At 40.3% G+C, this 14,926-nt stretch carries 9 protein-coding genes; 8 read left to right on the plus strand and 1 reads right to left on the minus strand.

The features are described 5' to 3' along the window. Positions 1-56: 56 nt before the first annotated feature. On the plus strand, positions 57-926 hold the full coding sequence (locus DC498_RS05805; protein ID WP_116873193.1) for a cupin-like domain-containing protein: 870 nt from the start codon (positions 57-59) through the stop codon (positions 924-926). On the opposite strand, the gene DC498_RS05810 is transcribed toward DC498_RS05805, so the two are convergent. Continuing rightward, entirely contained in the window at positions 923-1,831 is a 909-nt protein-coding gene (locus DC498_RS05810) for a transglutaminase domain-containing protein (protein ID WP_116873194.1), read from the minus strand. The two genes, DC498_RS05805 and DC498_RS05810, sit on opposite strands and share 4 nt — an antisense overlap. Before the next feature lie 185 nt (positions 1,832-2,016). Between DC498_RS05810 and DC498_RS05815 the strand changes: the two genes are divergently transcribed. The 7 genes from DC498_RS05815 to DC498_RS05845 all read left to right on the plus strand — a co-directional run bounded on the left by DC498_RS05815 (position 2,017) and on the right by DC498_RS05845 (position 14,925). After that, on the plus strand, positions 2,017-2,751 hold the full coding sequence (locus DC498_RS05815; RefSeq protein ID WP_116873195.1) for a (Fe-S)-binding protein: 735 nt from the start codon (positions 2,017-2,019) through the stop codon (positions 2,749-2,751). Between the two features lie 6 nt (positions 2,752-2,757). Next, positions 2,758-4,134, plus strand: coding sequence for a lactate utilization protein B (locus DC498_RS05820; RefSeq protein WP_116873196.1), 1,377 nt, complete (start codon positions 2,758-2,760; stop codon positions 4,132-4,134). Between the two features lie 3 nt (positions 4,135-4,137). Continuing rightward, entirely contained in the window at positions 4,138-4,716 is a 579-nt protein-coding gene (locus DC498_RS05825) for a LutC/YkgG family protein (protein ID WP_116873197.1), read from the plus strand. Between the two features lie 11 nt (positions 4,717-4,727). After that, positions 4,728-5,642 carry an alpha/beta hydrolase gene (locus DC498_RS05830; protein WP_116873198.1) on the plus strand — a complete coding sequence of 305 codons (915 nt, stop codon included), beginning with the start codon at positions 4,728-4,730 and terminating at the stop codon, positions 5,640-5,642. 61 nt (positions 5,643-5,703) lie between these two features. Beyond that, positions 5,704-6,879 (plus strand): FG-GAP repeat domain-containing protein, encoded by a 1,176-nt coding sequence (locus tag DC498_RS05835; RefSeq protein WP_116873199.1) that lies wholly within the window; start codon positions 5,704-5,706, stop codon positions 6,877-6,879. A gap of 8 nt (positions 6,880-6,887) precedes the next feature. After that, positions 6,888-7,739 (plus strand): sugar phosphate isomerase/epimerase family protein, encoded by an 852-nt coding sequence (locus DC498_RS05840; protein WP_116873200.1) that lies wholly within the window; start codon positions 6,888-6,890, stop codon positions 7,737-7,739. A gap of 421 nt (positions 7,740-8,160) precedes the next feature. Continuing rightward, complete coding sequence (locus DC498_RS05845) at positions 8,161-14,925, plus strand: PKD domain-containing protein (RefSeq protein WP_165813763.1); 6,765 nt, start codon at positions 8,161-8,163, stop codon at positions 14,923-14,925. Position 14,926: the final 1 nt, after the last annotated feature.

Genomic DNA, 14,926 nt, shown 5'->3' on the forward strand with positions numbered 1-14,926 from the left:
TTTCAAAAATAATCTTTATCATTGCGTGCCTTTGGCTTGCTAAATTCGATATTAACATGAAATTACAACCCGTTCAACGTATTGAAGGATTAACAAAACAGGAGTTTGCGGAAAGATTTGTTAAGACCAAGACCCCGGTAATTCTTAAAGACTTTGTTAAAGGGCCCGCGCTGGATTTATGGAACTATGATTATTTTAAAGAAGTAGCGGGAGATTTAATGGTGCCTGTTCACGGAAGTGAGAATGCGCACCCCGATATGGTTAAAAGCGCGCCGATTGCCAAAATGAAATTTGGTGAATATCTCGATTTGATCCAAAGCCAGCCAACTGAGTCAAGATTATTTCTTTTTAATTTATTGATAGAAAAACCTGAAATCAGGAAGCAGCTTGTATTTAATAAAATTGCTGATAATATTCTTACCTGGTTGCCGCTGATGTTTTTTGGTGGTGGCGGCTCAAGCACCAGGAACCATTTTGACATCGATATGTCACATGTGTTCCTTACACAGTTTCACGGTGAAAAAAAGGTTACACTTTTCCCTAATAAAGCCTCTTCTTTGTTATATAAACTTCCATATAATTTTCATGGAATAGGCGATATGAGGAATATGGATTTTGAAAAATTTCCTGCACTGCAATATGCTGATGGTTGGGAAGGTACGATCAGGTTTGGAGAAACATTATTTATGCCTGCAGGATACTGGCATTATATACAGTATTTAACAGGAGGGTATTCAGTAAGTGTAAGGGCATTATCTTCTGCCAAAGACAGGGTTACCGGTTTCAGTAATCTTGTGTTTACCCGCAATTTTGATAATGCCATGAGGAAGATCCTTAAAGACAAATGGTATAATTATAAAGTGAAAGAGGCTCACTCCAGGGCTGAGAAGGCTATTCAAAAATTAGAAAGAAAAGGAAGTATTTAAAATTCAACTACAGCATAAGCCTTATTATCAACATAGGGTCCACCGGGGTGGTGGGCCGTATAGTCAAGGTTTATCCAGTAATTGCCATCTTCTTCGCGGTAATATAATCCGGTAAAGTTTTCTGTTGCAAACAAATGCGTAATCGCTTCCTGTGTTGTATTGAATGTTTTTTTATCGCCGCAGTATAATTCCGGGTAAACATGATTTTCTGTCAATACCATCCGGCATTTTGCCCCGATCGCTTTTAGTGTGGATATCATCAAAATAGTATGATCGTCGCAATCTCCACCCAAACCATTTTCAATAGTTTCTCTCGGAGAGGCAAAATATTCATCGCGGTTCGGATCGCCTACGTATTTAAAATTGGAATTGATGTATTTGAATAAAGAAAGAAAGCGCACTGTGGGACCATACTTTGAATGATAATCATCAAAATATTCAATGGAATGTTTTACGGCAAAATTTCTTACTGCAGAATCTTTGGGATTGATTTTTGACTTTAGCCCTTTTACGGCTTTTTCAACGCCTGTGTCAAAAAGGTCAGGTTTTATAAGATACAGGTCTTTCTCTTTATTATCTCTTACATCCCAGCTTTTCGCCACCATATTTTTATAATCTATAATCATATTTTTAAGATTATAACCATCTGTAAATTGATTATATACCACAAAGCCGGCTACCAAAATAAATGCAGGCACAATTAATGGGCGGAATAGCCACAGGATCAATCTTACCAATGCAAATGCTGTGAGAATAGAAATTAGCAGATCAACATTCCAATATCCTATAATTACAGGTGGAATAAATCTATTGATCAAAGGGGCGAGCGGAATAATAGTAAGCAGAGCAATGGTGTTTATAACGATGCTCCTCTCAAAAAATCTTGTATTTCCTGTTTCAGCCATGTATGTAATAATAACGTAAATACCGTGATAAAATAATATACAATGTGTTAAAAACTCCTCAATTAATTATCCACCATATTTTGATTTGTTACCGGCATGCGATACAGGAAAGTGCAGGTCGGCTCAACGTAAAAAATGTATTACTTTCGATAATCATTCATTTTCTTTCCCGATAATCGTTCTTAATGATTGTAGCATTATTTGTGCCATGTTATGTTGATCAGTTTTACCCGCAGGTAGCAATTGCTTCTCTTGAGTTGCTTGAAAAAGCAGGAGTGGAGGTTGTATATCCGCCTAAGCAAACCTGCTGCGGTCAACCTATGGCTAACTCCGGTTTTGAACATCTTACCAATAGTTGTAATGAATTGTTTATTAATAATTTTAGCGGATTTGACTATATAGTATGTCCATCAGGAAGCTGTACCCTGCATATTAAAGAACATCTTCACGCGGATAAGCAGGAAGAAAAAGCCGGCGAGATACGCAGGCGGGTATATGAGCTTACAGAATTTCTTACAGATGTACTTAAAATAGAACAGCTTAACGCAAAATTTCCGCATAAAGTGGGTATGCATCAAAGCTGTCATGGGCAACGCGGACTTAGGCTTTCTCAAATGTCTGAACTAAATGCTCCGGCTTTTTCCAAGCCTGGTAAATTGCTTAAAATGGTGGAAGGACTTGAACTGGTTGAGCTGGATCGTGTGGATGAGTGCTGCGGGTTTGGCGGTACTTTTTGTGTTGCCGAAGAAGCGGTAAGTGTGAAGATGGGAAAAGACAGGGTGGCGGATCATATCAAACATGGAGCGGAATATATAACAGGAGGTGATATGAGTTGCCTGATGCACCTGGAGGGGATTTTACGCAGGCAAAACAGTAAGGTTAAGGTTAAACATATAGCGGAGATTTTAAACAGCCAATAGAACAGTATGACGAATTACGCTGATAAAGATCATGCATCGCTTGCTGAAAAATTTAATGTTGATGAGCCTCGTGTAAACTGGCATGATGAGACATTATGGTGGGTAAGAGTGAAAAGAGATAAAGCATCTAAATCTCTTCCTGAATGGGAACTGCTTCGCGAAACAGCATCACAAATAAAAAATAATGTACTTTCTAATTTAAGCGAATACCTGATTCAGTTTGAAGAGGAAGCAACCAGGAATGGCATCACCGTTCATTGGGCGGCTGATGCAAAAGAGCATAATGAAATTGTACATAGTCTTCTGCAAAAGCATGGCATTACCAAAATGGTAAAAAGCAAATCAATGCTTACTGAAGAATGTCATTTGAATGAATATTTGCAACAGCAGGGTATTGAAGTAATTGATACGGATTTGGGAGAGCGGATTGTGCAGATGCGGAAAGAGCCGCCAAGTCATATTGTTTTACCTGCTATACATTTAAAAAAACAGGATGTAAGCGATACTTTTCATGAGCATCTGCATACGGAAAAAGGAAACTATGATCCGCAGTTTCTTACACATGCTGCAAGACTTCACCTGCGGGAAAAATTTCTTACCGGAAAACTGGCGCTTACCGGTGTGAACTTTGCTATTGCTGAAACAGGAGAATTTGTTGTTTGCACCAATGAAGGCAATGCGGATATGGGAGCACATCTTGCAGATATACATATAGCCTGTATGGGGATTGAAAAACTCCTGCCGCAGCGCAAGCATTTATCTGTGTTCCTGAGGTTGTTGGCAAGAAGCGCAACCGGCCAGCCCATTACTACCTACAGCAGTCATTTTAAAAAGCCGCGTAAAGGGCAGGAAATGCATGTTGTGCTGGTTGATAATGGCAGAAGCATACAGCTTGGCAGAAAAGATTTTCGTAACTCTTTAAAATGTATCCGCTGCGCAGCATGCTTTAATACCTGCCCTGTATACAGAAGAAGCGGCGGACATAGCTATCACACAGCTGTAGCTGGCCCGATAGGTTCTATACTTGCGCCCAATATAGATATGAAGCAATATGCTGATCTGCCTTTTGCATCAACCTTATGCGGAAGCTGCAGTAATGTTTGCCCGGTAAAAATTGATATTCACGATCAGTTATATAAATGGCGGCAGGTATTAATGAAAGAAGGATATGGAAGCACAGTAAAGAAGATGGGAATGAAAGGCATGACATTTACATTATCGCATCCGGGAGTATATCATTTTGCAGGTAATGCAGGAAGATGGGTTTTACGTAATACGTCTTTCATTGTAAACAACAAGCTTAATCCGTGGTATAAGCAACGTGATATGCCCAAGCCACCTGAAGAATCATTTGGTGAATGGTATAAAAAGAACAGGAAATAATATATGAACAGCAGGGATAAAATATTAGAAGCCGTTAAAAGCAGCCAGCCGGATCAGCGACCGCTGCCTCAACTGCAATTTGAATTATATAATACTACTGATGCGCCAACTGCTTTTGCAAATGTATTGGGTACAATTGGTGGCGCCACACATTTTGTAAATAGTTATGATGAAATTGAAGAGATTATTCGTGCAGAATATATACATGCAAAGCGAATAATTACGGTGTGCAGCCAGATTAAAACAGGCGAAGTAATAAGTAGTGACATTGATCCGCATTCACTGGAAGATGTTGACCTTGCTATTATTGAAGCACATTTTGGTGTTGCTGAAAACGCTGCGCTTTGGGTAACGGACGCATTGGTTCCGGAAAGGGTACTTCCCTTTATAACACACCAATTGGCAGTGGTTGTTAAAAAAGAAGATATTGTATTTACCATGCACCAGGCTTATGAAAGGATTGGGAATACAGATTACGGCTTTGCTACTTTTATAGCAGGTCCTTCAAAAACCGCGGATATTGAGCAGTCGCTGGTATTGGGAGCGCATGGACCTAAAACAATGAGGGTTTTCATTTTATAATTTCTTAGTGTATGCTTAAACGTTGTATTACCACTATTGTTTTTTCTTTTATTTTTTATTGTGTTTCTGTTGCACAACAAATTATTCCCTTGTATGGAAAAGATATTCCCGGTGGAATAAAAGCAGCAGCTGAGGAAAGATATGATACCGCAAGGCGTCTTGCTTTTAAAGTAGAAAACCCCACCATCACAGCATATATTCCTGAAGAAAGTAAATCAACTGGTGCAGCAGTATTGATTTGTCCTGGTGGAGGTTATGGGGTTTTGGTAATTGGTAAAGAAGGATATGATATTGCTGAATATCTTTCTTCACAGGGCGTTGCCGCTTTTGTATTAAAGTACCGGCTACCTGATGACCGTATAATGAAAGATAAAAGTAGCGGACCATTGCAGGATGCACAGCAGGCATTGAGTATAATAAGGGCACGTGCCGGTGAATGGAATATAGATATAAAGCGGGTTGGTATCATGGGTTTTTCAGCAGGTGGGCATTTAGCATCTACCGTTGGTACACATTTTAGTATCCCTGTTTTAAAAACAAATACAGTGCAGCAGGTTCGTCCTGACTTTATGATATTGGTATATCCGGTCATCAGTATGAGTGATAGTTTGGGGCACAGCGGTTCAAGAGATAATCTGCTTGGAAAAAATGCTTCAGCAGACAAAATTAAATTATACTCCAATAACCTGCAGATTAGTGACCAGACTCCCCCCGCATTTTTGATTCATGCAGGTGATGATAAAGTGGTGGATGTTGATAACAGCATTTCTTTTTATGAAGGATTGCGCCACAGGAAAATACCTGCAGAAATGCATATTTATCCAAAAGGTGATCATGGTTTTGTGCTGAATATACCTGTTGCTGAGTGGCTGAGCATTGTAATGAAATGGATGAAGAGTAGTGGACTGCTGGAGCGTGCTAAATAATTTGAAGTATTATCTTAAATGTGTTTTACATTGCTTATACTTTATAGCTAAAAATTTAATTATGATAAAAAGATTGCTATGCTTACCGGTTGTATTTTCGGTCATTATGTGCAATGCGCAAAGCGGAAAACAAAAATCGAAAGAACCAGTATTCAAAAAAACTGTCATTACCAATCAATTCGTCAGTGAAGGCGCCACTGAAGCTGATGTGAATAAAGATGGGAAACTGGATATAATTGCCGGTGCTTTCTGGTTTGAAGCACCTGCGTGGAAAAGGCATGAACTTACCAAAGGGGATACTTTTAATATAAGAACATACGGCAATTCCTTCCTGAATTTTGCAATGGATGTAAACCAGGATGGATGGATGGACTATATACGTGTTGACCATCCCGGTGAGCCTGTGGTTTGGTTTGAAAATCCACAAAACAAACCGGGGTACTGGAAAATGCATCTTATTAATAAATCGTTGGGTAATGAATCTCCCATGCTGATTGATGTTGATGAAGATGGCCGCCCTGACCTTATAGGCAACGACGCAATAGATAAACAAATCATCTGGTTAAAATCTCCATCCAGAAAAGGAGATACAACATGGCAGAAAATTATTATCAGCGCCAATCCTGATATTGGCACGCATAAGTATACCCATGGTATTGGGTTGGGCGATATCAATGGCGATGGGCGAAAAGACCTTGTAATAAAAGATGGCTGGTTTGAAGCGCCTGTTGACAGAACACAGCCCAACTGGACATTTCACAAAGGAGAAATAAGCCAGGAATGTTCACAGATGTTTGTGCTTGATCTGAACCAGGATGGGTTAAATGATGTTATCAGCGCCTCTGCGCATAAGTTTGGAATATGGTGGCATGAGCAGAAAAGAGATGCCAGTGGTAATATCACCTGGGAGCATCATGATATCTACAATAAATTTTCTCAAACGCACGGGCTTATTGTAACGGATATTAATGGTGATGGCAATCCTGATATCGTAACAGGTAAGCGTTATTTTGCGCATAATGGTAATGGTAATGACCCCGGCGAATTTGATCCGCCCGTAATCTATTGGTTTGAATATAAGCCGGGAAAAACCCCTCAATGGATACCGCATGAAATTGATAATGATTCCGGTACCGGTTTACATGTTGATGTACTGGATATGAATAAGGATGGATTACCGGATATTGTTACCGGTAATAAGCACGGCGTATATTTGTTCACCCAGGTAAAAAAATAATCAGCGATATGAAATTTGGTATAAACACATTTTTATTTACATCTCCATTTACAACTGAAAGCATTTCTTTATTTCCTCAATTTAAAAAATGGGGCTTCGACTCGGTAGAAATTGCATTGGAAGATGCATCGCATATAGATGCAAAAGTTGTAAAAAAGGCATTGGATGATAACGGGCTTGTTTGCGGATCAATTTGTGCGGCAATGGGAGCCGACAGAGATTTCAGGGGTAGTGCTTCAGACCAGGAAGGCGCAAAAAAATACCTGGAGGGGATAATAGATGTTATGCCTGACCTGGGTTGTCCATTTCTTATTGGACCGCTATATTCTGCTGTTGGCAGGGCAGATTTTGAAACACCTGAAGATTACAAAAAACAATGGGATATTGTGGTAAAGCATTTAAAATCACTTGCCGATTATGCGCAAAAAGCGGATGTTACATTATGCCTTGAACCGCTTAACCGTTTTGAAACAGATTTTTTAAATACCTGTGACCAGGGATTAAAACTGGTAAATGATATCAATCACCTGGCTGTTGGTTTGCACCTGGACACTTTTCATATGAACATAGAAGAGAAAAACCAGGCAAAGGCGATACTAAAAGCAGGGAGCAAACTGAAGCATTTTCACGCATGTGGTACAGATCGTGGCACACCGGGAAATGATTCCTTAAACTGGACGGAGATTTTTAATGCATTAAAACAAATTGGTTACGATAATAATGTTGTTATCGAATCATTTACACCTGATGTAAAAATAATAGCAAAAGCCGCATCTATCTGGCGAAATATGGAACCTTCACAGCAAAGCATAGCCGAAGAAGGAGTGAAGTTCCTGAAGAAAACATACGCATCTGCATAATACTTAAAAGCATATATTTTCTTAAAGGGGTAAAATGTAAAAATTTTATCCCTTTTCTTTTTTATAAAGTTTACATTTTGCTATTGCATTTATCATTCGGCGCATCAATACATATTTTTATATAGTGATATGGTATTGCTGAAATTCTTTGTGGTATTGGTTTTTACTTATTTTATCTGTAGTTCTTTTTTCAGTAATTGATATATGGTTTTTACTACACAAGATGCAGGTCTTTTAGCAAGTGGTAATAAAAAATATTTTCGATAAAGTGCTAATATCATACGATCTGAAACTCAATACTATTCATTCATAGCTTTTTTTATACTTATCGGCGATTAATAACAAATGCAATTTTGATCCGTTAGGAATAATTCTAAGAATCGAACGTACCAGTAGTTATTTAATCCAATATATGAAAACTATGAAGCGGCTTTATTTGAGTGTTTTTTTATATCGTATAGTACTTTCATTTATATTATTATCTGTCCTTTGTAGCAGTTTGATGGCCCAGGTGCAAACGCAAAAGGCTGTAACTGCTAATATAAATTCTAATATCGGCGGGTTTTATGAGTCTTTACCGGTAGATTATGCTTCTCAGCCAACAAAGAAATTTCCTTTATTGGTCTTTATACACGGAATAGGGGAATTGGGAAATGGAACAACACAGTTGACAAAAGTTTTGGTTAATGGTATTCCCAAGTTGTTGAATAATGGTAAATTCCCGGCATCTTTCACCGTTGGAGGAGAGAATTTTTCTTTTATTATTATATCACCTCAATTAAAAACACCTAATAATCCTGTCGAGAATGTACAATCGACCATAGATTATGCACTGAAAAATTATAGAGTTGATGAGCAAAGAATTTATTTAACAGGATTAAGTATGGGGGGGATGGAGAGCTGGAGATATGCAGGAGCAGCGAAAAGCTATTCTGATAAGCTTGCTGCTTTGCTGCTGGTTTGCCCAAACATTGACACTTTTGTAAATGGTGTAACCCCAGATCCGCTTGGAGCTGCTAAAAATGCAGCATTGTCTAACCTGCCTGTATGGATAACAAATAACAGGGGCGACCCTTCAGCATATGTTTATAAGGCTATCGCCTTACAAAGGTTTATAAATGATAATAATCCTGATCCTTTGGCTAAGCTGACAATATTTGAGAATAATAACTCCCATGATGCATGGACTAAAACGTACGACCCTGCTTTTAAAGAAGATGGAAAAAATGTATATGAATGGATGCTGAGTTATAAAAGAGGAACGGTAATTACACCCTCTCCTCCTGTTGCAGATGCAGGTTCTGCACAAACAATTACACTCCCGGTTAATAGTGTCACCCTGGATGGTAGTAAATCAACAGCGCCTTCAGGAAGTATAGCATCTTATTTATGGACTAAACTTTCAGGTCCTGCTTCGGGCACAATCAGTACTCCTTCAGGAGTATCAACCAAAATAATTAATCTGCAGGAAGGAACATACGAGTTTCAATTGCAGGTAACTGATAATAATGGAAAAACCGCTACTGCGAAAGTAACAGTGAAGGTTAATCCTGCACCGTTGCCACCGGTAGCTAATGCCGGTAACCCGCAAACTATAACATTACCTTCTAACAGTGTTACATTAAACGGAAGCGCATCTACAGCCCCTTCCGGAACAATTACCAACTATCAATGGAGTAAAGTATCAGGACCAACTGATGGAACCATTTCAAATTCCTCCTCAGCTATTACTACTGCAACTAATTTAGTTAACGGTGTATATGTTTTTCAACTCAAAATTACAGATAGCAATGGTGCTACTTCAGTAGCGAGCGTCTCTATTACGGTGAACGCAGCTCCTGTGCCACCTGTTGCAGATGCCGGTAATGGGCAAATCATTACTTTACCAACCAATACTGCCTCATTGGATGGCAGTGCATCAACTGCACCTGCCGGTAATATAGTTAAGTATGAGTGGAGTAAAATATCCGGACCCACCGGTGGAACTATCGTAAGTGCCGGCAATGCCAAAACTGCTATTACAGGACTTACCCAGGGCTTATATGAATATGAGTTGAAAGTAACAGATAATCTTGGTTCCTCTGCTGTTGATGTGGTTTCCGTAACAGTAAATCCTGCGCCTGCACCGCCTGTTGCAGATGCAGGTGATGATACAAGTATTCAACTCCCGGTTAATACAATTACATTAGATGCAAGTGCATCATTATCGCCTGATGGAACTATAACAGGTTATTTGTGGACTAAAATTTCAGGACCTGCTCAAGGAATTATTAGCGATCCCACAAATGTCAGCACTGATATTGTAAACCTTGTGGAAGGCATATATCAATTCCAGGTGAAGGTTACAGATAATAATGGCAATTCGTCAATATCAACTGTAACAGTTACGGTAAAACCAGCGCCATTACCACCGGCAGCGGTAGCGGGTTCTGATAAGACCATAACGCTTCCTGTAAATAGTGTAATGCTTGACGGAAGCGGCTCAACAGCACCATCCGGCAGTATTGTAAGTTATGAATGGAGTAAAGTGTCCGGTCCTGTGCCCGGCACACTATCAAACACAGCAATAGTTAATCCCGGGGCGAATAACCTTACCGAAGGCGTATACAAATTCCAGTTAAAAGTAACTGACAATAATGGCTTAAGTGCAACATCCACGGTAACGGTAACGGTGAAGCCTGCGTTATTACCGCCTGCAGCTAATGCGGGTAATGCACAAACAATAGTATTACCACAGAATAGTGTAATGCTTGATGGAAGTAAGTCAACAGCTCCATCGGGAAGCATAGTGAGCTATGAGTGGAAGAAGTTATCAGGGGGTAATGCAGTGATAGTGGATGCAGGTTCTGCAGGCACCGCGGTAAATGGTCTTGCAGAAGGAGTATATATATTTGAATTAAAAGTAACTGACAGTAACGGACAAAGTTCAGCGGCAACAGTAACCATAACTGTTAAGGCTGCTCCGTTACCTCCGGTAGCAAATGCAGGAAGCGGGCAAACGATAATATTACCAGATAATAGTATAACGCTTGATGGAAGTAAATCATCATCTTCTTCAGGGTCAATAGTAAATTATGAATGGAAACAGATATCCGGGCCGTCATCGGTAACAATAGCAGATATTAACAATGTAACTACAAGTGTAAGTGACCTTACAGAAGGTGTATATGAATTTGAATTAAAGGTGACAGACAGTAATGGTTTGAGTGCAACAGCCACAATAACTGTTACCGTAATGCCATTGTCAACAATCCCGGTTGCTGATGCGGGCAGCGATATAACAATTACCCTGCCTGTTAACAGTATAACACTGGATGGCAGCGGATCAACTGCACCGTCAGGGACTATAGACAGTTACTTATGGACAAAAGTATCTGGTTCATCAGATGCTGTTATAGCAAATTCAACTGCTGCAAATACAGCTGTAACTTCTTTGTCAGAAGGTATATATGAGTTTGAATTAAAAGTAACCGATAATAACGGGCAAACTTCAACAGCTATGATAACTGTTACGGTGAACCCGGCATTACTGCCTCCAGTATCAGATGCAGGCTTGGATCAAACGATTGCTCTTCCCCAGAATAATATAATACTGGATGGCAGCGGATCAACAGCACCATCGGGCAGTATAGTTAGTTATGAATGGAGCAAAGTATCTGGGCCGGCAGATGGTGTTATTGCAAGCGCGGTAAGTGTAACTACAAGCGTAAGTGATCTTGCAGAAGGTGTGTATGTGTTTGAGTTAAAAATAACAGACAGTAACGGCAATTCATCCACATCTACAGTAACAATTACTGTAAATGCAGCACCGCTTCCACCTGTAGCAAGTGCAGGAGCTGATCAAACTATTACACTCCCGGTTAATAGTGTAATACTGGATGGTAGCGGATCAACTGCTCCTTCAGGCAGTATAGTAAGCTATGAATGGAGTAAGGTATCAGGGCCGTCAGCAGGAATATTATCAGATGCTGGTATTGTAAATCCAACGGCAGGCAGTCTCGCAGAAGGAGTATATAAATTCCAGGTAAAAGTAACTGATGATAATGGACAGAGCTCAACAGCAACAGTAACCATCACAGTTAAGCCTGCGCCATTGCCGCCTGTAGCTAACGCGGGTTCCGCACAAGTCATCACGCTTCCTGTTAACAGTATCACGCTTGATGGAAGCAAATCAACAGCCCCATCGGGTAGTATAATAAGTTATGAGTGGAAGAAATTATCTGGCGGCAATGCGGTGATAGCAGATGCCGGTTCAGCGGGCACCGCAGTAAGTGAACTTGCAGACGGTGTATACACATTTGAGTTAAAAGTAACAGATAATAATGGACTAAGTGCAACTGCTACAGTAACTGTTACGGTAAAAGCAGTGCCAGTGCCTCCAATGGCAGATGCGGGTAATAATATCACAATAACATTGCCTGCAAACAGTGTTACCCTGGATGGCAGTGGATCAACTGCACCGTCAGGTAGTATCGCATCATATTCATGGCGCAAAGTATCTGGCCCGTCAGATGCTGTGATTGCGGATGCTGCAAAAGCAGGTACAATAGTAAGTGGCCTTGCAGAAGGAATATATGAATTTGAATTAAAAGTGACAGACAGTAATGGATTGAGTGCCACCGCAACTGTAACAGTTGTTGTAAAAGCGGCACCATTACCTCCAATAGCCGATGCGGGTAGTGATGCTACTATTACGTTGCCTGCAAGCAGCATTACATTAGATGGTAGTAAATCAACTGCTCCATCCGGTAATATAGTTAAGTATGAGTGGAGTAAAATATCAGGTTCGCCAGATGCTGTTATTGAAGATGCTTCAAATATGGGTACAACAGTGAGCGGGCTTACAGAAGGTGTATATATTTTTGAATTGAAGGTTACCGATAATAATGGTAATTTATCTACATCTACAATAGCAGTTACTGTAAAACCTGAGCCATTACCTCCGGTAGCCAACGCTGGTGCTGATCAAACCATAACGCTTCCGCTGAACACCATAAAACTTGATGGAAGTGGATCTACAGCACCATCCGGCAGTATTGATAGTTATGCCTGGACTAAAATTTCAGGACCTGCTCAAGGAATTATTAGCGATCCCACAAATGTCAGCACTGATATTGTAAACCTTGTGGAAGGCATATATCAATTCCAGGTGAAGGTTACAGATAATAATGGCAATTCGTCAATATCAACTGTAACAGTTACGGTAAAACCAGCGCCATTACCACCGGCAGCGGTAGCGGGTTCTGATAAGACCATAACGCTTCCTGTAAATAGTGTAATGCTTGACGGAAGCGGCTCAACAGCACCATCCGGCAGTATTGTAAGTTATGAATGGAGTAAAGTGTCCGGTCCTGTGCCCGGCACACTATCAAACACAGCAATAGTTAATCCCGGGGCGAATAACCTTACCGAAGGCGTATACAAATTCCAGTTAAAAGTAACTGACAATAATGGCTTAAGTGCAACATCCACGGTAACGGTAACGGTGAAGCCTGCGTTATTACCGCCTGCAGCTAATGCGGGTAATGCACAAACAATAGTATTACCACAGAATAGTGTAATGCTTGATGGAAGTAAGTCAACAGCTCCATCGGGAAGCATAGTGAGCTATGAGTGGAAGAAGTTATCAGGGGGTAATGCAGTGATAGTGGATGCAGGTTCTGCAGGCACCGCGGTAAATGGTCTTGCAGAAGGAGTATATATATTTGAATTAAAAGTAACTGACAGTAACGGACAAAGTTCAGCGGCAACAGTAACCATAACTGTTAAGGCTGCTCCGCCACCACCTGTAGCAAATGCAGGAGATGCTCAAACAATAGTGTTACCTGTTAATACGGTGAAATTAGATGGCAGTAAATCTGCATCTGCCGCCGGCAGTATAGTGAGCTATAAGTGGAGCATATTATCAGGACCTTTGGGAAGTGCTATAGTAAGCGCTGCAACTGTAAAAACAGAAGTAAACAATCTTACAGAAGGTACCTACCAGGTACAACTGAAAGTGACTGATAATCTTGGAGGCACGGCTACATCAATAGTAACCATAACTGTTAAGCCTGCGCCTAAACCACCTGTTGCTAATGCCGGTAGTGCACAAACTATTACGCTGCCGGTAAATGTTGCTACGTTGAACGCAACATTATCAACTGCGCCTGAAGGGCAAATAAAAAGCTTTGTATGGACAAAAATATCTGGTCCGCAACAAGGAACAATTGCAGAGCCTTCATCCGGTATGACAACAGTTACCGGGTTGGTAGCAGGAACCTATCAATTCCAGGTAAAAGTAACTGACAACAATGGTAAATCATCAACAGCCAGTGTGTCTGTTATTGTAAATCCTGCAGTAGTTAAGCCGCCTGTTGCCAATGCTGGTAAAGGTTTTGAAGTTCATCTTCCGGTAAATGCCATACAGCTTGATGGAAGTAAATCATATGCGCAGGAAGGAAGTATCAGGGAGTACAAGTGGATTGTTGTATCAGGTACTAAACCTGTTAACCTGTTAAATGCTACTACCGTAAACCCCAGTATACTTACTATTGAGCCGGGTGTATATGTATTCCGCTTGTTTGTGTATGATACCAATGGATCAGTTGACTCTGCTGATGTAACTATGGATGTATTTGCTGAAGATATCAGGCCCGAACCTCCGGTGGCTAATATCATAAGCGATACAACTATATCTGTTACTGATGTATTGATGCTTGATGGAACAAGCTCATACAGTACCTATGATCATATTATAAAATATGAATGGACATTAACTGCCGGCCCTGCTGTAGTTGAAATAAAGGAAAATGATGGTTCGCTTGCATCCGTTTCAGGATTTGTAGAAGGGGAGTACCAGTTTGAGCTTATTGTAACAGACAGCAAGGGTAATACCGGCAAGTCTGTTGTAAAAGTATTGGTTAATAATCCCGGAGGCAGACCAGACTTATCTCAAACAATGCAGGTATATCCAAACCCGGCACAAAACATTATACATGTTAATCTGGCGGGAGATGCAAAAGGAAGAACTATGATGGATATATTTGATGCAGGTGGAAAGAAGGTACTACACAAAGAAGTTATTAAAGATAACAATGCCTTCTACCAGACAATAGATGTATCGAAGCTGGAAAAAGGTATATATTTTATAGAAGTTATCGTAGACTACAGGTATAGATCTACATATAAACTGGTGAAATTATAAC

The organism is Terrimonas sp. (genome assembly GCF_003075435.1).
GTDB lineage: Bacteria > Bacteroidota > Bacteroidia > Chitinophagales > Chitinophagaceae > Agriterribacter.

What these genes read in the sequence shown, in the direction of transcription:
- DC498_RS05840 (WP_116873200.1), top strand. Translation starts at nt 6,888, where the DNA reads ATGAAATTTGGTATAAACACATTTTTATTTACATCTCCATTTACAACT.
- DC498_RS05810 (WP_116873194.1), bottom strand. Translation starts at nt 1,831, where the DNA reads ATGGCTGAAACAGGAAATACAAGATTTTTTGAGAGGAGCATCGTTATA.
- DC498_RS05825 (WP_116873197.1), top strand. Translation starts at nt 4,138, where the DNA reads ATGAACAGCAGGGATAAAATATTAGAAGCCGTTAAAAGCAGCCAGCCG.
- DC498_RS05815 (WP_116873195.1), top strand. Translation starts at nt 2,017, where the DNA reads ATGATTGTAGCATTATTTGTGCCATGTTATGTTGATCAGTTTTACCCG.
- DC498_RS05835 (WP_116873199.1), top strand. Translation starts at nt 5,704, where the DNA reads ATGATAAAAAGATTGCTATGCTTACCGGTTGTATTTTCGGTCATTATG.
- DC498_RS05830 (WP_116873198.1), top strand. Translation starts at nt 4,728, where the DNA reads ATGCTTAAACGTTGTATTACCACTATTGTTTTTTCTTTTATTTTTTAT.
- DC498_RS05820 (WP_116873196.1), top strand. Translation starts at nt 2,758, where the DNA reads ATGACGAATTACGCTGATAAAGATCATGCATCGCTTGCTGAAAAATTT.
- DC498_RS05805 (WP_116873193.1), top strand. Translation starts at nt 57, where the DNA reads ATGAAATTACAACCCGTTCAACGTATTGAAGGATTAACAAAACAGGAG.
- DC498_RS05845 (WP_165813763.1), top strand. Translation starts at nt 8,161, where the DNA reads ATGAAGCGGCTTTATTTGAGTGTTTTTTTATATCGTATAGTACTTTCA.